Here is a 24,391-nt window from a genome sequence, read left to right as displayed (position 1 = left end):
CGTGATAAACACTGCCCAAAAGAAAGCGAGAGAAGGCTGTGGATGAAAGGGCAGCCCCTCTCTCTTTCTCGGGAGCCAGGGTGTTCTCTGCTCTGATTACTCGTAGTGGAGCAAATCGACAATCCTCACGCGTGCCGCTCGCAGCATCGGACTCAGGCTGGCTAGCGATGCAGTGGCCAGAATCGCGATGAGCATTTCTACAAACAACCAGGGATCAAAGGTGAACGACGCATGGATCAGCACAAGCCCGAGGAGTTGGAGGAACCCATACGCCAATGGGATACTACAGAGCAGGCCAGTTCCCCAGGCAAGTATACCCAGAGCCAGACTCTCGGTCCAGAAGATACCGGCAATCCGCCTGCCACTGGCTCCCATTGAGCGCCAGATGCCAATTTCACGCCGCCGTTCCAGCACTGACGAGGTGAGAGTCGTGTACAGGCTGAGCGCACCCACTAGCGCGACAACCAGCGCGACGACATAGAACATCATGTAGAGATCACTAAATTCGTTCTGCGAACTTTGGATGACCTGTTGTACGGGAGTCACGGCGAACTGTAAAGATCCCCTTCCCTGATTCAATGTGGCATCCAGGCGTCTTGCCAGGGCGTCAACTGCGGCAGGTGAAGAATTGCTGGCTTGTAGATACCATTGCACTCCCGCCTCTTGTGGCAGACCGACCAGGGCATTGAGGTTTTCCGGTGTGGTCACCGCGCTTCCGCTGCTACCTATAGATACATTGGGATCGTGGATGATCCCGATGATCTTCCAGATTGCAGCATGTTCTTGCGCTGAAAAAGTGATCGTTTCGCCAACATGCAGCCCTGCCTGGTTCGCAACATCATCGCTCACTAACAGCACCTGGCGTTCATGTGGCAGAAACCAACGCCCGGCAACGATGGAAGGGTGATACATGCTCGTATCTTCATCGACACCAGAGAGGTCCACATTGCCCCATTGGGTGTGAATCTGCACGGTTCCAGAACGCTCGATAGAGCGCACATTGGGGACCGTCAGCATCCAATGCTGGAAATGAGTCTCGTCTTCAGGTGTTCCAGCCACTTGATTAATCTTCACATCGAAATGATAGTCTTCATAACGTTTCGTCACCTGGGCATCGATGGCGTAGGTTGCATTGGCAATGGCAAGAAAGGTTGTACCAGAGAGGGCTAATGCCAGGATCGTCAGGATCGCCCGCCCACGTTTGCGGAAGATCGTCCGCAATCCCAGCCAGGTTGTTTGGGGAACCCAGGTCAGCCGTTCGGTGATAGCTTGTCGCAAGCGCTGGTGCGCAGGTGTCCCAATACTAGAAATGCCATAGGCCGAGACTGCATCACGAACCGTGATACGCGTTCCATTCCATAAGGGCAGCAGCGCTGCCAGTATTGGTGTCAATAAACCAGCGGCCAGTCCTAAGGCAAGAACATCCGGCGGGATAGTAAAAGCTCCCAGGTCCAGATTGTGAATGGTGGCCAGTTTTCCGGCAAGAATATATCCCCCTGCAATACCACAGGCGAGACCTAAAATTGTTCCTACAATGGTATAGAGTCCAACTGAGAGCAGGTAACTCAAAAAGATTGCTCGCTGCACTCCCCCAATGGCCTTCATCGTTCCAATGATATGCATCTGCTCAGCAAGCAGAGTCGTGATCGTATTGATAACCAGAAAGCAGGAGACCACGATTGCTACAATGGAAAGCAAACGCAGGAGTGTGAAGAGATTCGCGAGGAGTTGATTGGAGCTGACACTATCGGTATGAAGGGTGCTATCGATAATCGCGATATGAGATGCTTGGAGCACGTTGCGGAGTTGAGCCTGCGTTACCTGAGCCTGAGCTTTATCATGCACGCGTATTTGAATGACATTTGGCTCTTGAATATCCATGAATTGAGCAAGCCCCTGCTGACTCATATACGCAAGCGCGCTGCCTTTCGTGGCCGGATCTCCGCTTCCTCGTGTACGTGCGATCCCAACCACGCGGAGTTGGGAACTGCCATGTGGCGTATCCACCGTAATCGCATCATCCAGGGCAAATGGTTGAATGCCGCGATCTCCACTCTCCAGCACGATTTCCCCAGGGCCGGGATAATGCCCGCTGAGCAGTTGAAATGCATTGATGTCAATGTGGGTAGGGTTGGGAAGGCCTACGATAGCCAGGAAGATGCGCCCTGGAGCGCGTTGAATGTGCCAGCTTGTTTGGGAAATGGTGTGAAATTCCGCCGTTTGCACATTTGGAACAGCCAGCAGTCGAGGCGCAAGTGCTGGATCGACTGCCTGAACATCGAAGGTGATATCGGCCTGCTTTACCTCGGCATTCGTGTAGGCTAGCGCTGCGAAGTAGGTATCCTGAAACATCGTGATGGCAGTGAGGCCAAAGACCCCGATCACGATCCCCAGGATGACTCCCAGCGTGCGTGTTTTCCGTCGGGTCACATCAGCAAACGCTTTGCGCAAAAGCGCGCCGCCAATACTCATGATCGTCCCTCCTGCGAAGTCAAGGCTGCCTGTGCCCCGCTCTGCTCGACAATCTGCCCATCCAGGAGCGTGACATGCGCGGTCGAGCGAGAGGCAAGTTGGGGATCATGGGTGACGTAGACGACGGTTTTCCCAAGATTGATGAGTTCTGCCAGTAACTCAAAGACCTGTTGCGCGGTGCGAGAGTCGAGATTGCCCGTTGGCTCATCTGCCACCAGGACAGGTGGATTGTTCGCCAGGGCGCGAGCGACCGCGACCCGTTGCTGCTGCCCGCCAGAAAGTTCACTGGGGAGACGACGCCCATAGTCGCGTAATCCAACAATCTCCAGGCAGGTCAATGCCCGTTCGCGCCATTGCTTGCGTGGTAGTCCTCCGCCTCCGCCCAGTTCCAACGCCAGGAGCACATTTTCGAGCGCGGTCAGCGTGGGAATCAGCTGGAAAAACTGAAAAATGATCCCGACATGCTGCCCGCGCCAGCGCGCCAGCGCATCCTCGCCCCTAGCTCTCAGCTCTTCTCCGCTGAAGATCACCCGTCCACTCGTTGGCCGGTCAATGCCGGTGAGCAGGTTCAACAAAGTGGATTTGCCGCTTCCCGATGGTCCGTTAATCGCAAAGAGGCTGCCGGATGGAATCGCGAAGGTCAGATCATCAAGGATCACCGTTTTTTGCGCCCGGCTGGTGATCACGCGAGAAAGGTGTTCAACCTGGATCAAGGCTGTTACTGAACTTACCGGGGCTTTTCCAGGCCGCTCTGTGTCCAATGTCATAGACTCCTCCTTTTAAAATGAGAGTGAAAACGTCGTGGATGATTCCCTCTGGGAAGTATCTGGAACGAGCAACGCAGCGTATGCCTCTCGCCGTGCCTGTCCGTCGCTGGCCCGGATAGTAGAAATCTGCCTATTTCCAAACCATGACTTTTTGTTTTTTGTGCTCCCGCCTTCACCACATGCCGGGAGACGAACAAGCATGATGAGAAGCACCAGAGCGGCGATCAGCACACGTTGCTTTCTGGCGCTGGACAGACGCACCAGGCGACGTTTGCCAGTGGGCAAACGTGAGGATCGTTTTGCATTCTGCATAGTCAACGCTTTTTTCTCTTTCTCGTCTGTTAAGCATATTGAACGCTCCTTGATCATGAGGTAGGATGTGACAGACAACTAGCGTATGCTCAGGTACCTCGATCAGTTCGCTTTCAGATCGTTCCGATCCTCAAGAGACTGTAGCAGAGCAAGCTGACTGCTACCTGACTGAAGCACAGAAAGACAGTCAGGTAGCAGTCAGCTTGCTGAACGATACTTAAAGCGAGAACGAGACAAGAAAGGAGCATCCGATGCGCATTCTCATTGTCGAAGATAATCATCAGCTGAACTATGAACTCAAGCAGAGTCTGACGTATGAAGGGCATGCGGTCGATACTGCCTATGATGGGGATGCGGGACTGGCCTTTGCCGAGTCTGCTCCCTATGCTGCTATCATTCTCGATGTTTTGCTGCCAGTGAAAGATGGGCTGGAGGTGTGTCGAACCCTGCGTGCGCGCGGATATACCGTGCCTATTCTTCTGCTGACGGCGCGAGATGCCATTGATGATCGCGTGCGGGGGCTCGATAGCGGTGCAGACGATTATCTGGTCAAGCCCTTTGCTTTGAGCGAATTACTCGCCCGCCTGCGTGCGCTCCTGCGCCGGACCAGCCCCCAAAAAACGCCAGTCCTGTGCGTGGGCGACCTGACGATTGAACTGGCAACGCATCGGGTCACTCGAGGTGGTCAGCAGATCGAACTGACCACCATGCTTTTTACGCTGCTGGAATACTTGATGCGTCATCCCAATCACATTCTTTCGCACGATATGATCGCCAACCATATCTGGAGCTATGATACGCCTGGAACACCGAATGCCATAGAAGTGTATATACGCCGCCTGCGCCGGAAAATCGATGATCCCTTCGAGATCAAATTGGTGGAAACCGTACGCGGCGCGGGCTATCGCCTGCGCACACCAAACGAGAAAGGAAGATAATGGATGGCCCTTTCTGTTCTGTCACTCCCAGGCCCATTCAGAAGTGTGCGCGTTCGTTTGATGCTCTGGTATCTGGTTGTCATGGCGCTACTCCTCCTGGCGTTTTGCGGTATTTTGTACGGCGTAGTCACCCAGGTGGCTTTGCGCAATCTGGAGGGGAATCTGCGCACCACAGCGCAGGAGTCCGTAACGACCTATGAACGCTCTCATCAGTTAAGAGTGGCAGATCTGTCTACGGATCCTCTCAACAAGAAGATGGTGGTGCTGGTGTTCAATGCTCGCGGCGAGATGCTTCACACCCAGGGGCAGCTTACACCAGCGATGATCTGGCAGATCCAGCAGGCATTGCCAGTTCCAGGGGAGATGACCGATCGTTGGCTGAGAAGTTCAGCTACAGCAGGGCCCACGGAATATCGCTTCTTCGCAGAAGCCCTTCCCTATCCATCCCAGGAGGTCCTTGTCGTCGGTTCCCCACGGACAGATCAACTGGTGGTCCAGTATCTGTTCCTGGGTATGGGGCTGGCTGGCCCATCAATCCTGCTGCTGGCGGCAGGATGTGGCTACTGGCTGGCTACCAGGGCCATGCGTCCGGTCCGGCTCATGACACAGACAGCACGCGAGATCGAGGAGACCGATCTCAGCCGGCGCTTGAACCTCCAGAGCCACGATGAATTAGGAGAGCTTGCTTCGACGTTCGATCAGATGCTTTCTCGTCTGGAAGCGGCGTTCAAACGCCAGCGCCAATTTACCGCTGATGCCAGTCATGAATTGCGCACACCCCTCTCGATCATTACGCTTGCCGTTAACCGGGGGATAGCCCACTGTCACACGCCAGAGGAGTATCTCCAGGTGCTCCAGACGATTCAAATGGAGAATGCGCGCATGAGTCGATTGGTGAACGATTTGTTGCTGCTCGCCCGTGCGGATGGAGAACAGGCCGGGCTGAAAAAAGAGCGCGTGGATCTGAGTGACGTGGTCCTTGAGGCCGTGGCACGCCTGCTGCCATTCGCCGAGCAATGTGGAATAGAGTTGGTCCCTGGAGAGTTTCCCGCACTCTGGGTAAGTGGGGACCAAGCAGCCCTGACCTCGCTCTTCAGCAATCTCATCGAGAATGCACTCAAGTATACAGCGGGCGTGGGCGATCGGGTCCTCGTGGAAGGGGGATGTGAGATCGGCGAAGAGAAGAAGCGGGCATGGATACGTATAGAAGATAACGGGCCAGGCATCGCAAACCACCATCTTCCCTCCCTTTTTGAGCGCTTTTATCGAGGTGATGCTGCCCGTTCAGTTCCGCAACGTGCAACAGAAGAGACAGGTGATGCGCCTGGGAGCGCAACGAGCTACGGCTTAGGTCTCTCGATCGTACAATGGATCGCCCACGCGCACGGCGGAGAAGTCTGCGTGCAGAGTGAGGTAGGACACGGTTCTCGTTTTGAAGTACGGTTGCCCTTGCTCGATCATGAGTAGACGCAAGAGTAGCAGGTTGATTGCTTACCGTAGGAGTTCGTGGTCATGCTCACTCTCTGACTCATGACACAACGGGCTTTAGCCCGCCGCAAGCTGCGCCGTTTCAACGGCGGCAGTGAGGCGTGTCCCGGCTTTAGCCCTTGCATAGCGCAATAGAGAACATATGTTTGACAATTCCAACGTATTGTAGTACTCTCTAAAAGAGGTACAATATATTTTGAGAGAAAAGTACTAAAAATGGCAAAAGCCACGAAAACAATCAGACAAGCGTTGCAGTATCCGCCACAGTCAGCCCACTCCTTCGCGGAGCATCAGGCGCTCTACAATCGTGTCGTGGCCTTCTACTCCTGGTGGGGCGACTCTCTCCGGAGAGTGGCGGTTGGTTGAACCACTTGTCGCCCGTCCTAGCGGCCTTCAGGCTTGTCCTGCTGGTCAATGTGTCCGCCCCTGATCCCCTGGTAGAGGGAGGTGAGGTGCAAGCCCCTGCATGTATGCATGGGGTGTGGTGACGTTTATGGGCTTTAGCCCGCCGCAAGCCGCAGGGATTTATCCCTCGCGGTCAGGCGTCCCTGGTTTTAACCCTTGCTTGTTGTAATGTTGCTAAATTAGTGCTAGACTGGCAACATAAAAGAGGAAATTATAGCAACCAATACCCGCTATCCAAAGCAACTCCATGATGCTTTGGTCCGATTAGCGGGAAAGCACAAGCGTTCATTTAACGCCGAAGTCATGTGGGCCTTAGAGCAATACGTTGAGAGAGAGGAGGGGAAGCGACATGTATCAGATCAAACGGGTCAAGATCGGCAAGACGAAACAACTTGAAGAACTGGCCCATGCTTGCGGCGAAGTCTATACCGCTACCCTTGTCTCTTTCTGGCGTACGGTCAGAAAAAAGGGTATCTGGCTCAAGCCCAAGCATCTGATGCGATGGCACAGTTCCAACACACTCCATGCTCATACGGCTGATGCCTGCGTGCAATCGTTCTTTGCTTCGCTCAAAAGTTGGAGGGAACGGCGCAAAACGGACACGACTGCCAAGCCACCACGGCGGCGTAAGTGGTACTTTCGCATTGAGTACAAACGCTCTGCTATGAGGATGAAAGATGGCAAGCTTCTCCTCTCCAATGGCAAAGGCAATGAGCCTCTTGTTCTCGATTGGCCTTGGACGATGCCACAAACACTGGTGATACGCTGGACTGGCACCGAGTACGAAGCCATTGCAACCTATGAACCCTGCTTCTTGCCAGTCCCAGAGAACGGAGACAAGATCGCTGGTATCGACTTAGGTGAAATTCATATGGCTGTCAGTCACGATGGGGAACACACCTATATCCTCAATGGACGGTTACTCAGGTCGAAGCGGCAATATCGGAACAAATTGCTAGCAAGGTTGCAAAAGAAGATTGACGCGAAAAAGAAAGGCTCGCGTCGTCGCAAAAGGCTTGTCCGATCAAAGCAAAAACAACTGAAGAAATTGGCAAATCAGATCAAAACTATTGAGCATCAGAGCACGTCAAGATTGATCTCCACACTTCAGAAAGACGGTGTGCAGACCTTGGCAATAGGTGATGTGCGAGCTATTCGACAAGACCTCGATGTTGGCTCCAAGAACAATCAAAAATTGCACCAATGGTCCTTTGGCTCTCTTCGACACAAACTCACCTACAAGGCTGAAAGAGTCGGTATGGTGGTAGAGATACAGGAAGAGTCTTATACCAGCAAGACGTGTCCTGTCTGTGGGAAACGGCGCAAAAGCCCGGTTCAAGGACGCAATTTCTGTTGTACGAACAAAGCATGTGGGTGGAAAGGGCATCGTGATTTGGTAGGAGCCTGCAACATTCGGTACAAGTATCGTGGGGAAATGGGTATCCCTCACGTAGTTGGGGCTGATATGGCTGCCCCCATCGGTCTGAGGTTCATGCCTCATATCGGTGTAGCTCGCAAGGAGGAAATGTACTTGCGAGAAGCCGCTGGTCTGCGAGACCATGCGGAGAAGTCACTTAGACTCCATGGGTATTGGTTTCATCTGGTGACGCACTACAAAAGGCGAAACAAGAGCTTGCAGACCAGTATGTAGACCGCATATTCGACTTGCTGACGAAAGACCAAAAAGGTCTTTTGGTCTTCCTAGAGGTGCTGCAGACGAGATTACCCGCTCGCCAAACCATACAGCCGGAAAAGTGGGGGACGAACCGGGCTATGCGCTACGATTTCCGCGACTCGTTGCATTTCGCAACAGAGACAAGAAGCCAGAGGATGCGACGATCGTGGAAGAAATTGTAGAGATGTATCAACGACAAGGAAAGAAGTGAGGGTGCATGCTTTGCTCCTGATCGTTAGTGGCCTGCTCGTAGTGCAGTGAACGCCGAGCTATTCAGTCGCCGATGACCCCAACGAGGAAATACGTCGTCAGTAACCTGGCCAATGCATTTCTGACACTGCGCTATCAACCATCGAGAAGTTCGCCCCAGATGAGTCCCCTGGTCAATGTCCACAAGCCCACCAGAACGTTGGGAGCATCTCTCTCCAACTGCTTTGCACGTGGAAAAAAAGAAGGTAGAATGGACCTCAGCACTACAGTTCAAAGGATGAGAGAACAACAACGCTATGGTGAAGGTCATCGTCGCAGGAGGCGTTTCTTATAATTTGATGGTGTACCTGAAAGAACTGCCTGAACCGCGTTCAGCAACCGTGTTCAGTCAGGCCTATCATGAAACGGTGGGTGGAACAGGGGCAGGAAAAGCGCTGGCACTCCATCGCCTGGGCTCTCAGGTCACACTGCATGCGTTGCTTGGCACCGATGTGCAGGGGCAGGCTGTCCGCGACTACTTTGCTCAGGAAAACCTTGAGTGTCTTTTTGAGCACGACCCGCGTGGTACGGAACGTCATCTTAATTTGATGGCTGGAGAGAAGGAGCGTCTTTCCATTTACCTGGAATCGGGCTCATTTGAGCCCATAATCAACCTGGAACGCCTGAGGCCAGTTCTTGCCGGGTGTGATGTGGTTGTGCTCAATATTCTCAATTATTGCCGGCAGATTCTCCCTCTGGCACGGGAGTACCGGAAACCGATCTGGTGTGACCTGCATAACTACGATGGGGTCAATCCTTATCACCAGGAGTTCCTGGAAAACGCGGACTATCTTTTCCTCAGTTCTGATGCGTTACCAGACTATCGAGCTTTTATGAAAGCACAGATCGTCTGCGGAAAAAAACTGGTGGTATGCACCCATGGCAATGCCGGAGCTACAGCGCTCACCCCGCAAGGAGAGTGGTACGAGATTCCAGCATTGGCAGGGTACTCCGTCATGGATACCAATGGGGCGGGTGATAGTTTCTTTGCTGGCGTGCTCTACGGACACGCGCATGGATGCACACTACTCACCTGCCTCCAGTTGGGTGCACTTCTGGGCGCACTCAGCGTGACTTCACGTGAACTGATACCGTCGAGCCTTTCGCTAGCGTACGTCGAAGAGGAATATTTCAAACGGTATGGCGCTTTTCCTGATTTTTGCTCGCCGAGGAACCATCCATGATAGCATCTCGTTACACATCCCGTGGGCAGATCCGAAGCATGAGCCTGGAACAAATGTGGTGATTCGACGTTCCTAACGCTCTCCTCTTTCAGGCCAGCGGATGCAAGCTCACCACGGGAATCTTGCGAGTGGTGCGTCTGGCATACACTTCCCATGGGGGATTCTGGGCAATCAGCCGCGGCCACAGCTGAGCGTACTCCTCCGGTCCGGCCACGATGGCCAGCGCGGCCTGCCGGCGACGTCCAATCTGGATGTGCACATGAGGATTGCTGAGTACATTGTGATACCAGCCTGGATGCCTATCTTGACCGTTATTACTGGCCACGATCACAAAGTTGGCTCCATCAGGCATATACTGCAAAGTGTGGCTGCGCTTCTCGCCACTTTTGCGCCCGGTTGTATGGAGTACCAACATTCCCATGTTCCCCAGGCGACTTCCGAGTCGCCCGTCGCTCTTTTCATAGACCCAGGTCATCACTCGATCAACCAGGGTCACTACAAAGTGAGACAAAGCCATCAGAATTAACCCCTTCCTTCCCAGTCGAAACTCAGGCTTACTATAGCACATGGTTTCTCATTTCTGCACGGCATGGGGCCCTGGTCAGGGACTGCGGTAATCATTTTCAGAGCCCTGGATCGAATCACCACATGTGTGCCAGACTCGAAGGGGCTCTATCTCTGCAGTTCGAGCCAGAGAAATCACTTCGCCACCAATATCGCTTTTGGTGATTCAGGTTGCTTGCTTCATGAAAAGGAGAGATTTCCATGTTCAAACATGCCACAAGGCGTGGAGCACACGCTGGCGAAGGAAGGGAAATTCCGCTCTGCCATAGCCCATTCTTTTGATGCGTTTTAGCTTGATCATATTACTACTATGTCTATAGGACATTCATAGCCCTGGCACTACTCCTCATACCAACTTTCGAGGTGTTCGTTGCTCAGCCTGGGAAGAGTGATACCATCGCATCCATCGGAGCATCTGATCTGCATCCTCCAGGAGCCAGGAGTTCTCTGGTTTCTCGCGTTCCCTTACCTCAATCACATACTCCTGGCTGAGGGGGTCAAGGCGGCCGTGCAACACATAGGGGCAGCCCTCAATCCATTTCGCAAGTTTGCTTGCCCAGCATCGAACCGATAGTGGCACATGGTCCAGCGAGGTCTCTCCTTCTTCCGCAGCGCCAGTTCTAGACGCAGCCCAGGCTCGATAGGTCCTCACCTCATAGTCCACTTCTGGATTGCTCCCCTGAGGTGCAAAGAGAGACTTCGATTCTTCGGTCACCAGCGTCGACGATGCAACTCGTATTCCTGAGGGGTCAGCAACTCACCATCAAGGTCGACAAAGAGATAGCCTTGCCTCACAACACTCTCCGCTCCGCCTTCGGCCCAGAATGCTCTTAGCGTTGAGGCTGGCACAATGATCTCCTGCGGAAGGGGCCTTCCCCAGTGCTTGCCAAAAGTCGACGATTTCTGTGCCGCAGTTTCCAGCACCCGCTCCAGATGACTATACGCAAACCCTCTAGTCATGAGCCAGTATGCCCAGTCCACAAATTCGACTGCCAGCTCTTCTCCGCCTTCGGTATAGGCGCGATACCGCTGCTGCGCCCCGCGTTGCGCAAACGGCAGGTGATCAAAAAAGCCGTTGCCAGTGCCTACGAAGAGTACATCGTGCCTCCAGAGCAGGAAACACCACCTACGAACCCGCCAGTGCCATTAGACCCCTTCACGAAAGAAAGGAACGACCCATCATGCTAGTTTTACGGCGCAAGGAAGGAGAGAGAATTCTCATCTCTGGCAATATTCTCGTAGAAGTGCTCGAGGTACATGAGGGAAAAGTAAAACTCGGGATCACAGCTCCTCCCGAGGTCGATATCGTACGCGAGGAAATCGTGCTACGGCAACCACCCTCACAAAAGCTTCCTACCACCAAACCGGAGTAAGGTGCGTCTCTTTTGCTTTCTAAACTTACAAAGCGAGTATGATATAAAGCCTTGACTTAATTAAGCCAAGGCTTTATAATGCTGTCTATGGATATGTTCGTTGCGCTTGCTGATCCAACAAGAAGGAACATTTTAGAACTCCTTGCGAGTAGTGGGGAGTTACCTGCTACTGCCATCTATGTGCAATTTCCTCTCAGCCCACAAGCGGTCTCACAACACCTCAAGGTCTTACGTGAGGCAAACTTGGTGGAGATGGAGAAACGTGCGCAAAAGCATGTGTATCGCCTCAATCCACAGATGCTGTCTCACTTTGAAGAATGGGTTTTGCAAATGAAACAGCGGTGGAGCGAAAGCTTTGATACATTAGATGCGGTGCTTGAAATGGAGAAAAAGAAACTCGTAGGAACAGACAAGAAAGAAGATGAATAACATTCGATGTCAACAAATGAAACAAATATAAGTGCAGAGCCAGGAAAAACAGAAATAATTATCGCACGGGAATTTGATGCACCACGAGAGCTTGTTTTTAAAGCGTTCACCGACCCGGCGCTTTACACTCAATGGTATGGACCAAGAAGATTCACTATGACGCTTGACGTGTTTGAGCCAGAGCGCGGTGGACGTTGGCGATATTTCCACACAGATCAAAATGGCAATGCGCATGCATTTCACGGGGTGTATCACGAAGTTCTTGCTCCAGAACTCATTATTGACACCTTTGAATTTGAAGGGGCGCCAGAAAAGGGGCATGTAGGTCTGGAAACCATCAGGTTTAAGGCATTGCCTGGTGGGAGAACCAGGGTCATGGCCCAATCTGTTTTCCAATCAGTTGCTGATCGCGACAATATGCTCCAGGGTGGTGCAGTAGAAGGAGTCACTGAGACCTATGAGCATCTTGCAGAACTGCTGAAAAAATGGAGAGGCTCTGAGATGCGCAGACGTGTCACATTGTCTCGGCGCAACGGAGAAGGTGAGTAGCGAGATCCCAACCTGACTCCGTAAAGAATCCTCAAAAAGGACAGAAATTGCAAAGAAGGAGATTCCGTATCATGACAAAGAACGAAAACACATCATCAATGCACATGTCCCGACCCCAACCCGATCCTGCCCTCTCGCGCCTGGAAAAATTGGTCGGCACATGGGAATTAAAAGGTCGGACGCTGAACTCGAAAGAGGACAACATTAGTGGATGGTCTACTTTTGAGTGGTTACCAGGTGAATTTTTTCTGCAGATCAGAGGCGAGATAACCTTTAAGGGGGTGAGAAGCCAGAGCGTGGAAATCATCTCCTATGATCCAACCAGTCAGGCGTTCCCTTCAAACGTCTATTCAGATATGTCAGGGAATGTTCTTCCATACGAATGGGATGTTCAAGGCAACATTGTCACTCACTGGACGAAAGGGGCGAAGTATACAGGTACACTCAGTGAAGATGGCAACACCCTCGACGGCGGTTGGCGACCAGATGAAGGAGCAGAAGTTACAGATGGTGCAGCATACGACGCAACCATGACCCGCGTGCAGGATAGGAAATAATCCCTGAATAGACATCTTTTTCCTTAGGAGTTTACCCACCAGGATAATTGTTGTAAAAAGGACTAGTTTCATGTTGGGATTTACAACAAGGGGTTTTATAAAGTCATGAAAAAACCACGGTTAAAAGAACTAGAGGTCTTGATAGGCAACTGGGATTGGACTATGTCCAACGCCTGGTTTCTGGACAGCCTTGAGACCAAAGTCGTAGGCACTGCAAGTTTTGAATGGATTGAAAATGCCTTTGTCCTTTGGCGATTCAAGCTCGGTACCAGTGACGTGCCGGAATCGGTAAGCGTGATAGGCTACAGCAGCCCGACGGAGAGGTTCGAAGTGTCCGACAAGCAGAAACGAGCGTGATCTCCATCAAGCAGGTTGGGCGAAGATCAGGGCGGGGAAAGGCTTGACTTTTGATTATACATAATCGATGATCCCGCGTTCCGTTTCCCCTTCGGGTTTACCCGACGCCTGATCACCGAAGCAACTATTGGTGACGCGCGACAAGAGCCATGGCCAGCCAATGAACGTCCAGCTGATTGTCTTTCCGAAGAAGAAATGAGAGCACTTCTCCAGCAAGAACAACGCGGGCGTTCTTAACACATGCGATCTTGCACTGGATACGACCTCTGAAGAAGCCATATCCAGTGCAATGGAGAGACACAGTTCAAGAAAGCGCTTTTTTGGAGGCAAGAATTCCACAAATAATAGAATGCCAAATTTTGGTAATGTCGGGACCCTCAAAAATCTGGGGAGCAAAATGTTGCTTTCGTTCACACACGTAGTCATTGGTTCCATCTCAATCGTATGGTTGCTCATGTTTTCCTCGCTCATATTTACTGCCACCCCCCTTTCAAATGTTAGCGAAAATCTTTACCACCTGAGCCAATCTGCTTCAAAATGTTAATCAAAAACCTTTACCAGACCTCGTCAAGTTCCCCTTTTCTTCATGTGTTTTTTCAGCAAAGAACAGGCTTCTTTCTGTGTTCAAAGAAGCCTGTTGAAAATATGCGCTAGTGTTCTGTATCTGTCATTTATCGGGATAAAAACACGGTTTTCCAGATAACCTGCCACTCTGCCAGGCGCGTTCAGCGAATCGGCTTCTCTCATAAGGCGTAGCATCGCAAGGGACGCTGTTGCCGTTTTCCATTTCTCTTCACGCGTCAGATTCCGCAACATGTTCGCCAAGATACTTGGAGAATGCGCCAAGAAATGCCTGAAAAAGGTCGCATTTATGGCCATCTCAGGTAGACTTCCTCTTGAGAGAGAAAAAGGCACGCGATTTTAGCACGATCTCAGGGAAGATGGTCATGAAAATGACGCCCGAAGTATTCCATACCTGGAGCCAGCGCCTATAGTTGAGCCCCGAAACTGAATCGCTCGTCGCGTCCATTCGTTCTTCCCCTCCGGTGCGCTACAGCAGTGCTCACAAAGATTGAGCCACATGGCAGGAGAGTTTGGGTCACTCTCCCTGAGATGGGATGGTAAACCAGAACGTGGCTCCCTGATCAGGAGCACTCTCTACCCCAACGCTCCCCTGATGCCGTTCAATGAACACTCGGCACAAATAGAGGACCAATCCGAAGCTCAGATCCAGTTCATGCTGGACGGCACTCCCTTTGGCACGATAGAAGCGTTCCCAAATATGATCGAGCTCTTCTCTCGCAATGCCCGGCCCCTCATTATGGACTGAGACACGGGCGAGCGCATCCGCAACTCTTACCTGCACCACCACAGGCCGTCCAGGGGGGGAATAGGTGAGCGCATTCGTCAGGTAGGTATTGAGAACGTGCTTGATCCGCCCAGCATCAGCGATGATGGGCACCCTTTGTTCCGGAGAGGGAACATCCAGCACGATGGTGTGCTCTGGGGCAGCTTGTTGCTGTCTGGCTACCACCTCTCTGAGCAGGGTAAGCAGATCCTCTGGGTTCAAGGACAACGTGAGCGTATGGGTCTGGATACGCGCATCATCGATCAAGTCATTGATGATACGCTGCTGAAGCTGAGTACCCTGCGAGGCAGCTGTTAAGGGGCGCTGAATATGGGCAACGGGTTCACGGATCTGAGCAGACGGAGGCGCGAGCTGTTTTTTTAAGGTCTCCAATCGGCGCTGTGCTAATTGCAGATTGCCCATGATCCCCGTCAGTGGGGTACGCAATTCATGGCTGGCCAGGGTCAGAAATTCGCCCGTCAGGCAACTCACTTCGCGCTGGGCAAGTGCTTTCTTCTGTTTCTCTCCCTGCGCGTAAAAACAGTGGATCCCCTCAATGAGCAGCATGGTCTGCCCTGTGACTGCTTTCACGAGCGCAATCTCCTCTGGAGGGTACGCATCCTCAGAACTCGCTTTGCCGATAACCAGCGCCCCGACCCATTGCTGCTCCAGAAACAGAGGAATGAACAGGAACGCCTCGGAGCCAGAAGGCACAGGGCAAGGGTACGCTGGAAAAGGTCGTTGTTGGCCAAGATAGTCAATGGTGCGCAACTGATCAGTCGCAAGCACTACCTCCTGGTTGGTGCCGAGGCGAGCGCATACCGCGTCGTCAACTGCGTCTAAGGGATGGAAGCGTCCCCCAATGTCTCGCCAGTGCTGTTCTTGTTCAGCAGCCAAGCCATTTCCTGCGACAAAATGCAGATGACCTGTTCGACGACCGAAAGCGAACATCATCACCCGGTGACAATCCAGGACTTGCCGGATGACATTCACCACCTGCTGAGCCACGAAGAGCACCGGAGGCGAGAGGAGGAAGGTTTCTTCTGGCAAGATGTGGTCCATCTGCTCAGGAATCTGCGCGATTGCGGTGAGTAGGTCCAACGTTGCCTTGTGGACATGTTGGAGGTGGGAGATTGCCTGAGAATAATAGGTGAGCTCATGGAAGACAAAGACGATTTCTTCTATGCCTCGCTCTTGATCAGCCACGGGAAAGGAGCGGACAGTGGCGAAGACCTTGCGCCCAGAAGGGAGAGCCAGCAGAAGGGTCTGTTCTGGCGAGCTGGCTCCTGCTTTCCCAGCAGGAACGAGGTTCATCAGCCATTGCTCTCTCGAAACGAATGGTGACGGCTCATCAGCGTGTAGGTAGTGTTCGAGAAACTGCCGGTAGTCTCTTCCTTGGCATTGGGCTTCGGAAGCCACTTCAAAGAGCTTGCAAGCAGCGGTATTGATCCGTACAATCTTCTGGTTGCGATCGCACGCAATGAGACTATCCGGGAAAGACTCCCAGATGGCTTTCACTCGTTTGAGTTGCGTATGTGCTCCCTGCAAAGGGCGAGAGTGAGGAATAGGCTTCCCTCCAGATATCCCCCCACCCCGTTCCTGTTTGGGTTGTGTGACATGTTGCAAACTTTTACCCACCTCAGAGTTCCTTTCAGAAATGCTCAATCGCTCTGCCGCGAGCGGGAGTTTGACAAAGAATGAGACCCCGGTTTCTTCTGAAGATTCTGCCCAGATTTGCCCTCCGTACTGCTCAACAATCTCTTTGCAGACAGTGAGCCCGAGCCCCCATCCTGGGATAGATGAATACTCGACATCAGTTGTGCGATAAAACGGCTCAAAGAGATGTTCGAGTTGATCAGGAGAAAGACCTGGATGGTCATTCTGGATCTGGAGCGTTACCTGGTGATCATTTGACTGGGCACCCATCTGGATGGCAGAGGTCTCCGATGAATATTTGATGGCATTCGCGACTAAATTCACCACAACCTGGGAGACAAGCTCTTCGTTTGCTTGCAGCAGAAGAGGCTGTGCCGGAAGCTTGATCTCGATGGAGCGGCCAGAAAGGTTCTGCTGATTTTCCACAATTTTATGGCAGAGTGCTCCCAATTCAATGCACTTTCCCCGTAAGGGAATTTCCCCGGCATGAACACGGCTCAGCTTAAAGAGGCTATCAATCAGGGCTCGGAGATGGAGCGCGCGTGCTTCAACTACCTCCAAGTATTGCTGTACAGCTGCCCAGTTTTCAGGCGTTACTTCAGACTTCTTGAGGCGGACGGAAAGAAGCTGCGTGCGACCGAGGATGGTCGTCAAGGGTGTTCTCAGTTCGTGAGATGAGCGCATGATGATATAGTCTTTCACGTTATTTGCTCGCTCAAGTTGCTGGTGGCTTTCGGCGAGTGCTTGAGAGGTAGCAAGAAGCTTCCGGCGAGATCGCTCCAGTTGAATGACCACTCCAATCCCCATGAGTTGGACAAAGATAAATGGTCCAACCAGGGAGATATCTGTGAGAATGCCAGAGGCAACTATACTGGGTGAGAGGAACCTGGCGATAACAAACAATCCTAGCGCGACGGAAACCAGCGCGGGACCAATTCCCCATACCATGGCAACAAAAACGGAAACCATGGTAAAAGGTGTGGCTAGAAAGATCGGTGCGTGTGGGAGAGCTTCGTTAAGAGCTTCGTTAAGCTTTTCTAGCAGCCATACGCCCCCGATAAGAAACACACAGGCCAGGTAGCCAAACCAGGGGGACAGCAACCAGGAGGAGATCTTTCTGCTGCGTCGAGCCGAGTTAGCTTGTGAGGAAAGGCGGTTTGCTCGTGTTGTCATCTATTCCCTCTTTCTCTACCCTTTCCATAAGGCATTACCGTGTCCAGATCGATTGATTCTCATTGCCTCTTCTCTCGATGGCCTCACACAGGAAGTGGTAAAAGACCTGTGACATGTGAACAGCTTTTCCCCCCAAACAGGAGCACTGAGAGGAACGTCCCTGGGCAACCCGCTCCCCCATCGGGAAGGGCGGCCTGCAACGCTGGAAAGAAACCGGGTTCCCAGTCTTGCAAGGCGTCCCCACCTGGACATCCCGCGCATGCGCACGGGCGGACGCTGCCACTCTCGTTGGACCGCTCCCGCCCCAGACGCGTATGTTCCGCCTGCGCGAGTGCGTGATCGCCGTACCATCCGTGCCCAAACCCCGATCTCGTGCCCTCACCGGCTCAGATGACGTCTATAGCTTGCTTTCTACGGTCAGGCCTCCCTCATCGTGGGGAGGGTGACCGTAAAAGTCGAGCCCTTTCCGACCTCGCTGTCCACCGTGATGCTTCCCCCATGGTGCTTGACGATCTCCGAGACAATGTAGAGCCCCATGCCCAGGCCGGGGATCGCCTTCTGCCTGGGACCAGCAACCCGATAGAAGCGCTCAAAAATCTTATCGCGCTGCTCGCGTGGGATGCCCAGGCCATGATCGCGGACACGGATCGTGACCATATCGTCGGAGGCGGAGAGATCCATCTCGACCGTCTCAGCTCCCGGGGAATACTTGATGGCATTGCAGAGCAGATTGGCGAAGACCTGTCCCAGTCGGTCTCGATCCCCGATCAGACTGGTATGTACGGCACCATCCACCAGAATGCGATGACTGGGATAGATTTGCGGCAAGGTCTCGGTGACCTCCTGGAGCAACGCATCGAGATCCACGGGCTCCTGCTGATACTCCAGTTTGCCCGCCTGGATCCTGGAGACATCCAGTAATTCTGCGATCAGGCGTTCCAGTTGCTTGATGGGCCCCTCTACCTTGGAAAGTGCGGTGGCCGCCTTGTGATGGGATTGCTTTTCCAGTCGCTTTCGCACCAATTGGGTCTGCATCTTTAATGCGGCAAGCGGGTTCCTCAGTTCATGGCTGGCCATATTTATAAAATCATCTTTGCGTTGTTCCAGTTCCTTGCGGGCCGAGTTATCCAGCACAAAACCGATTGTCTGATGGGGTTGATGTGGTAAGGCGACAAGACCCATAAGCACCGGAAGGCGACTGCCATCTTGACACACGTACTCTTTCTCATAGGGGCTCGTTGATTGCTGAGCGATCAGTTCCTGGTGAGCTTCGAAAGTACGTGCCAGGCATTCTGGAGGGGTCATGTGCATCCAATTGATGCGCCCTTCATGGAGGTCCTCGCGAGTATACCCCGTCATATGCAGAAAGGCGTCGTTGGCGTCGACAATCTGCTCTCCTTCGGAGATCGTGATCCCAATAATACTGGAGTTCATCAAGGCATTCACCCGCTCCTGACTCTGGCGCAAGGCTGCCTCGATACGTTTCTGCTCCTCAATGTCGGTGTCGGTGCCAAACCACTTGATGATCTGGCCTGCTTCATCGCGCACCGGCATGGCGCGGGCTAAGAACCAGCGATACTTCCCAGTCTGAGCATTTCTGAGACGCACTTCGTGCTCAAACATGGCTCCCGTGTCCAGGGCATGCTGCCAGTGCACTCGGTTGCTTTCCTGATCATCAGGATGGACGAATTGGAGATGAGCCCATTGGTCGCTTCGCATATGCTCAAGCGTCAACCCCGTGTAGTCGCACCAGCGCTGGTTTGTATATTCGTGCGGGCCGTCGGGTCGTCTCACCCACACGAGTTGCGGGACCATTTCGGCCAGCACCCGCCAGTTCTCCTCGCTTTCCTTGAGCTGCTGCTCCGCTTGTTTCTGCTCCTCAATATCGGTGGCAGTCCCAAACCGCTTGACGATCTGGCCAGTCTCATCACGCACCGGCATGAGGCGGGCTAAAAACCAGCGATAGCGGCCCGTTTGACGCTCCTTGAGACGATATTCTCCCTCATAGGGTTCACCGGTTTCTAGCACATGACGTCGAGCTGCCTGAACACGCTCATAATCATCCGGATGCACGAACTGCCGCCATTCATCGCCCAGGAAGGAGTCAGGAAAAGCACCAAGGTAGGTAGACACATGCTGATTCGCGTACTCCAGACGGCCATCGGATCGCACAGCCCACACCAGGTGAGGCAGCGTTTCGGCCAGCACCCGCCAGTTCTCCTCGCTTTCTTTGAGCTGCTGCTCGATCCGCTTCTGCTCCTCGATATCGGTGCAGGTGCCAAACCATTTGAGGACCTGACCTGTGTCATCTTTCACTGGCAGGGCACGGGTTAAAAACCAGCGATACTCCCCAGTCTGGCCATTTCTGATCCGATGTTCGTGCTCAAACATGTCTCCTGTCGCCAAGGCATGCTGGCAGTGCGCTCGATTGCCTTCGCGATCATCGGGATGGATGCATTGGCGATGAGCCCATCGATCGCTTTGTCCAGGCTCATGCGTGAGCCCGGTGTAGTCATCCCAACGCTGGTTCGTGTACTCGAACTGGCCATCGGGTCGTGCCACCCAGACGAGTTGCGGCACCGCTTCGGCCAGTACACGCAAGCTCTCCCGGCTTTCTTTGAGCTGCTGCTCGATGCGTTTCTGCTCCTCGATATCGGTGTCGGTGCCAAACCACTTGATGATCTGGCCGGTGTCATCGCGCACGGGCAGGGCGCGGGCTAAGAACCAGCGATATTCCCCGGTCGTGCCCTGGCGCATCCGCTGTTCGTGTTCATATATGTCTCCCGTGTCCAGGGCATGCTGCCAGTGCGCTCGGCTGCTTTCCCAATCCTCAGGATGGACGGCCTGGAGATACGCACAGCAGTCACTCTGTAGCTGCTCAAGCGTCAACCCGATGTAGTCTCGCCTGCGCTGATTACAGTAGTCAACACGGCCATCGGATCGGGTCACCCACACGAACTGCGGGACCATTTCGGCCAGCACGCGAAAGTTTTCCTCGCTTTCTTTGAGTTGCTGCTCGGTGCGTTTCTGCTCCTCGATAGCTTGCTGTTTCTCTTGTACGAGACGAAACAGCTGACGGGTTTGGAGTGCGCGCCGTACGCCGGCCACAAAAAAATCGCGATCAATGGGTTTAAGGGTATAATCGTAAGCACCTTCTTGTAAGGCCTGCATTGCTAGCTCATGCTCGCCGTGTCCAGTAATAAGCAAAACTGGTATATCGGGCATCCGTTTATGAATGTTTGACAATAGTTGTATGCCATCCATCATCGGCATTTTGATGTCACTCACTACCACGTCGTACTCTCTGCTCTGTAGTTGTGCAAGAGCATCCAGTGCAGAGCTAGAAGTATCTACATCGACATCGCTCATACGTAACATGAATGTGCGAGAAAGAGCCTGTAGTGCTGCCATGTCGTCATCAACAAGAAGAATCCGCGGCTTACGTTTTTTATCGAATTGTTCTGTCTGCATTAAGGAAATGATATTTGGATGATATTCTTGTCCTATTCCTTCTTGGTGTTGCTGCACTTTGCTTCCCTCTTTCTTTTCTTAAGGAACTGTATCCCCTTTTTGCTCCAGAATGGGAAGCCGGATGATGAAGACGGCTCCTTCTCCTGGATGATTCTTAAGCTCAATAGTGCCTCTATGGTCCTGGATAATGCCATAGGTAATGGAAAGACCCAGTCCTGTTCCTAGCCCAACCTCTTTTGTTGTAAAGAAGGGATCGAAAATACGCTTTTCTAGTTCTGGCAGAATACCCGTTCCTGTGTCGCTTACATGCAACTCGACCATACTCTTTTGCATCGCACAACTGATGGTCATGCGTTTATCCCTGCTCGATGCCATAGCATCACGAGCGTTGGTGAGCAAGTTTATGAATACCTGTTCCAATTGGATCGAACTGCCCAGTACCTTCACCTCTTCAGAGGGGAAGTCGACATGCACTTCGATCTGGCGCAGGCGTAGTTGTTCCTGAAGGAGCATCAGTGCGCCTCGTACGACCGGCTCGAGTATCATTGGTTCGTGACGTGCCGAAGCCACACGCCCGAACGTACGCAGATGGGAAATGATGCTGGTTGCCTTGTGGACCTGTTGCATAGCGTTGTCCAGTTCTTGCAAAAGTTGTTGCGTCTCCGTCTCTGCCATGCCTAGTCTGATCATATCAATGGTGTTGCCCACAAACAAGCCGATACTATTCAGAGGATTATTGAGCTCATGAGCAACTCCAGTTGTCAGTTCTCCCAGCGTGGCAAGTTTGCCTGCCTGCACCAATTGTTCTTGCTTTTCAAGCAGCTCCCGCTCCTGACGTTTCACTTCCTCAGTGGTTTCCTTAAGATCGCTCATGATATGGATCATCGCTTTGCGGCTCTTTTCCAAGCGCAGATTAGAATCGTGTGAATCCTGTAGAATATGCACGAGCGCGCGCCGAGAATTGTCCAGGCGTTCTGTCTGCTGAGCCAGACTGCGGCGATCTTGCTCATAATCTGCCAGAATGTGTATCATCGCCTTACGCTGATCACAGAGTTTTTTATTGAGCTCACTCATATCATGGAGAATGTGTATGAAAGCTCGTCGTCTCTCCTCACTTTTGTGTATACGCAATTCAAGCGCCTGTCGTTGCTCCAGAAGACTTGTATGCTCATATTCCAAGCGCTGAAAGCGCTCCATCTCATCCGTAGAAATCACCACTGCATCTGGTAGATCTATCGCATTCATCTATTGTGTCCTTGCTCAAATTTCTTGCTGCTATGCATGATACTCCCTAATTGTTTTTCAAGTGCGATCATCTTCAGCTCACGGCCTACAACCACTTCTTCAAACTTCTCTAGATCTAAAATCTTTTCCTGCAGTTCTGCTTTAGATTCTTGAAGATCTCGTAATATATTCTCATAAGCTCGCATATCACGCAGAATGCCGATCGCGCCAATCACATGGCCATCGGTATCACGTAAAGCTGAAGCATTGAGCGTGGTTGGGATGACCTCTCCAGAAGCACTGCGTGGATTTAAGCGAGTATTACGGGTCACCCCGCGTTCAATAACCTCGCGTAAGGCAGCGGTAAACTCGCGGGTCTCTTCAGGACTGATGAAGCGGGAAAGAGATTGCTCCAAAACCTCGTCAGTACGGAAGCCAAGGAGTTCATAGACAGCGTCATTGGCTTGCAGGATTTTGCCTTCCAGGTCAGAGACAAAAACGGGGTCGGGTGCATTTTTGATGAGACTATCAGAGTAAGCAAGCGCTTTATCGAGCTCACGCATGTCACGCAAGATGCCAATTGCGCCAATCGCATGGCCATCACTATCGTGCAGCGCTGAGGCATTGAGACTTGTAGGAATGACTTCCCCAGAAGCACTGCGTGGATTTAAGCGAGCATTACGGATTACCCCGCGTTCAATCACCTCGCGTAAGGCAGCGGTAAACTCGCGGGTCTCTTCAGAACTGATGAAGCGGGAAAGAGATTGCTCCAAAACCTCGTCGGTACGGAAGCCAAGGAGTTCATAGACAGCATCATTGGCCGAAAGGATCTTGCCTTCCAGGTCAGAGACAAAGACGGGGTCAGGTGCATTTTTGATCAGGCTGTCGGCATAAGCACGCGCTTTATCGAGCTCACGCATGTCACGCAGAATACCAATTGCGCCAATCACACAGCCATCGGTATCACGTAAAGCTGAGGCATTGAGCGTGGTTGGGATGACCTCTCCAGAAGCACTACGTGGATTGAGCCAGGCATTACGGGTCACCCCGCGTTCAATCACCTCGCGTAAGGCAGCGGTAAACTCGCGGGTCTCTTCAGGACTGATGAAGCGGGAAAGAGATTGCTCCAAAACCTCGTCGGTACGGAAGCCAAGGAGTTCATAGACAGCATCATTGGCCGAAAGGATCTTGCCTTCCAGGTCAGAGACAAAGACGGGGTCAGGTGCATTTTTGATGATAATATCTGCATCAAGAGAACCGCGTGACTTTGCCCGGTTGAGTTTTGTCGAAGGGACGATTGTAGCACTTGCATCTAGACGATCGAACATGAAAACCTCCAACTTATGACAAGGTACAGGCTGACTGTAATATCTGTTTGGGTTGAGCAGCTTCTAACTAAGGGGTTACTATACTTTTATGCTCTACTGGTTCCATTTCCCCGTTATTCGTGATTTCCTATCATGAACAGTCTCTACGGTTTTTCATCGAATTCGCACAAGATATGACTACTTTTAGCGGGGAAGATATCCCAAGTTCCTTTGTCATTTGACATGATTAAAAACCTGTTTGCCAGATATCCTGCCACGCGGCCAAGCCGCTTCAGCGGATCGCGTCTGCCGCATAATACGGCGTGACACCAGACACTCGCCGGAGCACCAATGAATGTCATTCAGAACATACTTTTTCGTATGTCGCCGCCAGGTTATCTGGCAGAAAATGACGCCGCTCTGAAAGCGCCTTCTTCTCGGCTAACGCCATGTTGTCTGGCAAATTTGACGCCTTTCTTGCGACTTTCGTTGGAGACGAATAGATGAGCTATGATGTTTCGGCACATTATGCGGCAGAAAACACTGCTGAAAATCGGCTCGAATGGCCTCTCAAGCTAATCATTGGCATTAATCATGGCAGGAAACACCCATTCATCCTGGCAAATGACGTTATTGGGCTTTAGCCCGCCGCAAGCCACGGGGATTCATCCCGTGGTTAGGCGTTTGCGGCTTTAGCCCTTGCCCTTCCGTTTTTTCTGTACGCGAAAAGAATTGATCAGCAGTACATTGAGAACTGAATAGTGTATGGGTTCCATAGCGAAGGGCTATGGGTAAAAACGCTACCGTGTTAGCCAAAGACCACGGCTACTTGCTAAAGAGAGCAATTGCAACGTGTAGGCATTTCAATCAACGTACAAAAGTATCAGGGGATA

General features: G+C 52.3%; 23 protein-coding genes. 12 read left to right on the top strand and 11 right to left on the bottom strand.

The annotated features are described in order from the left end of the window. Nucleotides 1-96: 96 nt before the first annotated feature. Genes KRAC_RS39885 through KRAC_RS39875 form a run of 3 tightly spaced genes read right to left on the bottom strand, consistent with a single transcriptional unit; the run spans nt 97 to nt 3,551 of the window. Nucleotides 97-2,472 carry an ABC transporter permease gene (locus KRAC_RS39885; RefSeq protein WP_007917200.1) on the bottom strand — a complete coding sequence of 792 codons (2,376 nt, stop codon included), beginning with the start codon at nt 2,470-2,472 and terminating at the stop codon, nt 97-99. After that, nucleotides 2,469-3,239 carry an ABC transporter ATP-binding protein gene (locus KRAC_RS39880; protein ID WP_007917198.1) on the bottom strand — a complete coding sequence of 257 codons (771 nt, stop codon included), beginning with the start codon at nt 3,237-3,239 and terminating at the stop codon, nt 2,469-2,471. The genes KRAC_RS39885 and KRAC_RS39880 overlap by 4 nt, the downstream gene beginning before the upstream one ends. A gap of 12 nt (nt 3,240-3,251) precedes the next feature. Further along, nucleotides 3,252-3,551, bottom strand: a complete 300-nt coding sequence (locus tag KRAC_RS39875) for a hypothetical protein (RefSeq protein ID WP_040445749.1) — start codon at nt 3,549-3,551, stop codon at nt 3,252-3,254. 251 nt (nt 3,552-3,802) lie between these two features. Between KRAC_RS39875 and KRAC_RS39870 the strand changes: the two genes are divergently transcribed. The 5 genes from KRAC_RS39870 to KRAC_RS39855 all read left to right on the top strand — a co-directional run bounded on the left by KRAC_RS39870 (nt 3,803) and on the right by KRAC_RS39855 (nt 9,490). Further along, nucleotides 3,803-4,489: a response regulator transcription factor gene (locus KRAC_RS39870; RefSeq protein WP_007917193.1), complete on the top strand. Its 687-nt coding sequence runs from the start codon at nt 3,803-3,805 to the stop codon at nt 4,487-4,489. A 3-nt stretch (nt 4,490-4,492) separates the two neighbouring features. Beyond that, nucleotides 4,493-5,956 carry a sensor histidine kinase gene (locus KRAC_RS39865; protein WP_007917192.1) on the top strand — a complete coding sequence of 488 codons (1,464 nt, stop codon included), beginning with the start codon at nt 4,493-4,495 and terminating at the stop codon, nt 5,954-5,956. 237 nt (nt 5,957-6,193) lie between these two features. Next, nucleotides 6,194-6,343: a hypothetical protein gene (locus tag KRAC_RS72285; protein WP_157507602.1), complete on the top strand. Its 150-nt coding sequence runs from the start codon at nt 6,194-6,196 to the stop codon at nt 6,341-6,343. A gap of 388 nt (nt 6,344-6,731) precedes the next feature. Then, nucleotides 6,732-8,033 (top strand): RNA-guided endonuclease InsQ/TnpB family protein, encoded by a 1,302-nt coding sequence (locus tag KRAC_RS39860; protein WP_007917191.1) that lies wholly within the window; start codon nt 6,732-6,734, stop codon nt 8,031-8,033. A gap of 530 nt (nt 8,034-8,563) precedes the next feature. Next, nucleotides 8,564-9,490, top strand: a complete 927-nt coding sequence (locus KRAC_RS39855) for a carbohydrate kinase family protein (RefSeq protein WP_007917190.1) — start codon at nt 8,564-8,566, stop codon at nt 9,488-9,490. An 88-nt stretch (nt 9,491-9,578) separates the two neighbouring features. Here KRAC_RS39855 and KRAC_RS39850 read toward each other — a convergent pair whose 3' ends face one another. From KRAC_RS39850 to KRAC_RS72280, 3 genes are all read right to left on the bottom strand, one after another. Next, nucleotides 9,579-10,007 (bottom strand): nitroreductase family deazaflavin-dependent oxidoreductase, encoded by a 429-nt coding sequence (locus KRAC_RS39850; protein WP_052568961.1) that lies wholly within the window; start codon nt 10,005-10,007, stop codon nt 9,579-9,581. Nucleotides 10,008-10,400: 393 nt separating this feature from the next. Continuing rightward, nucleotides 10,401-10,718, bottom strand: coding sequence for a hypothetical protein (locus KRAC_RS39845; protein ID WP_157507601.1), 318 nt, complete (start codon nt 10,716-10,718; stop codon nt 10,401-10,403). A gap of 47 nt (nt 10,719-10,765) precedes the next feature. Continuing rightward, a complete protein-coding gene (locus KRAC_RS72280) occupies nt 10,766-10,903 on the bottom strand; it encodes a hypothetical protein (RefSeq protein WP_007917186.1) in 138 nt (45 codons plus the stop codon). Between the two features lie 30 nt (nt 10,904-10,933). Here KRAC_RS72280 and KRAC_RS72275 point away from each other — a divergent pair, with 30 nt between their 5' ends. From KRAC_RS72275 to KRAC_RS39815, 6 genes are all read left to right on the top strand, one after another. Further along, nucleotides 10,934-11,242, top strand: coding sequence for a hypothetical protein (locus KRAC_RS72275; RefSeq protein WP_157507599.1), 309 nt, complete (start codon nt 10,934-10,936; stop codon nt 11,240-11,242). Beyond that, nucleotides 11,236-11,427 carry a carbon storage regulator gene (locus tag KRAC_RS39835; RefSeq protein ID WP_007917182.1) on the top strand — a complete coding sequence of 64 codons (192 nt, stop codon included), beginning with the start codon at nt 11,236-11,238 and terminating at the stop codon, nt 11,425-11,427. The genes KRAC_RS72275 and KRAC_RS39835 overlap by 7 nt, the downstream gene beginning before the upstream one ends. Nucleotides 11,428-11,505: 78 nt before the next feature. Then, on the top strand, nt 11,506-11,856 hold the full coding sequence (locus tag KRAC_RS78650; RefSeq protein ID WP_007917141.1) for an ArsR/SmtB family transcription factor: 351 nt from the start codon (nt 11,506-11,508) through the stop codon (nt 11,854-11,856). A 6-nt stretch (nt 11,857-11,862) separates the two neighbouring features. Next, nucleotides 11,863-12,405 (top strand): SRPBCC family protein, encoded by a 543-nt coding sequence (locus KRAC_RS39825; protein WP_007917179.1) that lies wholly within the window; start codon nt 11,863-11,865, stop codon nt 12,403-12,405. A 71-nt stretch (nt 12,406-12,476) separates the two neighbouring features. Next, the gene (locus KRAC_RS39820) at nt 12,477-12,962 is read left to right on the top strand and encodes a DUF1579 family protein (protein WP_007917178.1); all 486 of its coding nucleotides are present in this window, start codon (nt 12,477-12,479) and stop codon (nt 12,960-12,962) included. 105 nt (nt 12,963-13,067) lie between these two features. After that, nucleotides 13,068-13,319: a hypothetical protein gene (locus KRAC_RS39815; RefSeq protein WP_007917176.1), complete on the top strand. Its 252-nt coding sequence runs from the start codon at nt 13,068-13,070 to the stop codon at nt 13,317-13,319. A 54-nt stretch (nt 13,320-13,373) separates the two neighbouring features. Here the strand turns inward: KRAC_RS39815 and KRAC_RS39810 are convergent, their stop codons facing one another. Beyond that, nucleotides 13,374-13,790, bottom strand: a complete 417-nt coding sequence (locus tag KRAC_RS39810; protein WP_040445743.1) for a hypothetical protein — start codon at nt 13,788-13,790, stop codon at nt 13,374-13,376. 628 nt (nt 13,791-14,418) lie between these two features. Next, complete coding sequence (locus KRAC_RS69595) at nt 14,419-17,496, bottom strand: ATP-binding protein (protein WP_007917171.1); 3,078 nt, start codon at nt 17,494-17,496, stop codon at nt 14,419-14,421. 115 nt (nt 17,497-17,611) lie between these two features. Between KRAC_RS69595 and KRAC_RS74015 the strand changes: the two genes are divergently transcribed. Beyond that, nucleotides 17,612-17,890 (top strand): hypothetical protein, encoded by a 279-nt coding sequence (locus KRAC_RS74015; RefSeq protein ID WP_169460997.1) that lies wholly within the window; start codon nt 17,612-17,614, stop codon nt 17,888-17,890. A gap of 23 nt (nt 17,891-17,913) precedes the next feature. Here the strand turns inward: KRAC_RS74015 and KRAC_RS39795 are convergent, their stop codons facing one another. The 3 genes from KRAC_RS39795 to KRAC_RS39785 are packed head-to-tail and all read right to left on the bottom strand — an operon-like array spanning nt 17,914 to nt 23,519. Beyond that, entirely contained in the window at nt 17,914-21,024 is a 3,111-nt protein-coding gene (locus tag KRAC_RS39795; RefSeq protein ID WP_007917170.1) for a PAS domain-containing protein, read from the bottom strand. A gap of 21 nt (nt 21,025-21,045) precedes the next feature. Beyond that, nucleotides 21,046-22,212: a sensor histidine kinase gene (locus KRAC_RS63450; protein WP_007917169.1), complete on the bottom strand. Its 1,167-nt coding sequence runs from the start codon at nt 22,210-22,212 to the stop codon at nt 21,046-21,048. After that, nucleotides 22,209-23,519 (bottom strand): PAS domain-containing protein, encoded by a 1,311-nt coding sequence (locus KRAC_RS39785; protein ID WP_007917168.1) that lies wholly within the window; start codon nt 23,517-23,519, stop codon nt 22,209-22,211. The genes KRAC_RS63450 and KRAC_RS39785 overlap by 4 nt, the downstream gene beginning before the upstream one ends. Nucleotides 23,520-24,391 lie beyond the last annotated feature (872 nt).

Origin of the sequence: Ktedonobacter racemifer DSM 44963 (genome assembly GCF_000178855.1) — a bacterium.
GTDB lineage: Bacteria > Chloroflexota > Ktedonobacteria > Ktedonobacterales > Ktedonobacteraceae > Ktedonobacter > Ktedonobacter racemifer.
Note: the sequence above shows the minus strand (reverse complement) of the source record. Positions and strands in the feature narration are given on the sequence as shown.

Coding starts and splice junctions, on each gene's coding strand:
- KRAC_RS39885 (WP_007917200.1), bottom strand. CDS start 2,472: ATGAGTATTGGCGGCGCGCTTTTGCGCAAAGCGTTTGCTGATGTGACC.
- KRAC_RS39880 (WP_007917198.1), bottom strand. CDS start 3,239: ATGACATTGGACACAGAGCGGCCTGGAAAAGCCCCGGTAAGTTCAGTA.
- KRAC_RS39875 (WP_040445749.1), bottom strand. CDS start 3,551: ATGCAGAATGCAAAACGATCCTCACGTTTGCCCACTGGCAAACGTCGC.
- KRAC_RS39870 (WP_007917193.1), top strand. CDS start 3,803: ATGCGCATTCTCATTGTCGAAGATAATCATCAGCTGAACTATGAACTC.
- KRAC_RS39865 (WP_007917192.1), top strand. CDS start 4,493: ATGGCCCTTTCTGTTCTGTCACTCCCAGGCCCATTCAGAAGTGTGCGC.
- KRAC_RS72285 (WP_157507602.1), top strand. CDS start 6,194: ATGGCAAAAGCCACGAAAACAATCAGACAAGCGTTGCAGTATCCGCCA.
- KRAC_RS39860 (WP_007917191.1), top strand. CDS start 6,732: ATGTATCAGATCAAACGGGTCAAGATCGGCAAGACGAAACAACTTGAA.
- KRAC_RS39855 (WP_007917190.1), top strand. CDS start 8,564: ATGGTGAAGGTCATCGTCGCAGGAGGCGTTTCTTATAATTTGATGGTG.
- KRAC_RS39850 (WP_052568961.1), bottom strand. CDS start 10,007: ATGGCTTTGTCTCACTTTGTAGTGACCCTGGTTGATCGAGTGATGACC.
- KRAC_RS39835 (WP_007917182.1), top strand. CDS start 11,236: ATGCTAGTTTTACGGCGCAAGGAAGGAGAGAGAATTCTCATCTCTGGC.
- KRAC_RS78650 (WP_007917141.1), top strand. CDS start 11,506: ATGCTGTCTATGGATATGTTCGTTGCGCTTGCTGATCCAACAAGAAGG.
- KRAC_RS39825 (WP_007917179.1), top strand. CDS start 11,863: ATGTCAACAAATGAAACAAATATAAGTGCAGAGCCAGGAAAAACAGAA.
- KRAC_RS39820 (WP_007917178.1), top strand. CDS start 12,477: ATGACAAAGAACGAAAACACATCATCAATGCACATGTCCCGACCCCAA.
- KRAC_RS39815 (WP_007917176.1), top strand. CDS start 13,068: ATGAAAAAACCACGGTTAAAAGAACTAGAGGTCTTGATAGGCAACTGG.
- KRAC_RS39810 (WP_040445743.1), bottom strand. CDS start 13,790: ATGAGCGAGGAAAACATGAGCAACCATACGATTGAGATGGAACCAATG.
- KRAC_RS69595 (WP_007917171.1), bottom strand. CDS start 17,496: ATGACAACACGAGCAAACCGCCTTTCCTCACAAGCTAACTCGGCTCGA.
- KRAC_RS63450 (WP_007917169.1), bottom strand. CDS start 22,212: ATGAATGCGATAGATCTACCAGATGCAGTGGTGATTTCTACGGATGAG.
- KRAC_RS39785 (WP_007917168.1), bottom strand. CDS start 23,519: ATGTTCGATCGTCTAGATGCAAGTGCTACAATCGTCCCTTCGACAAAA.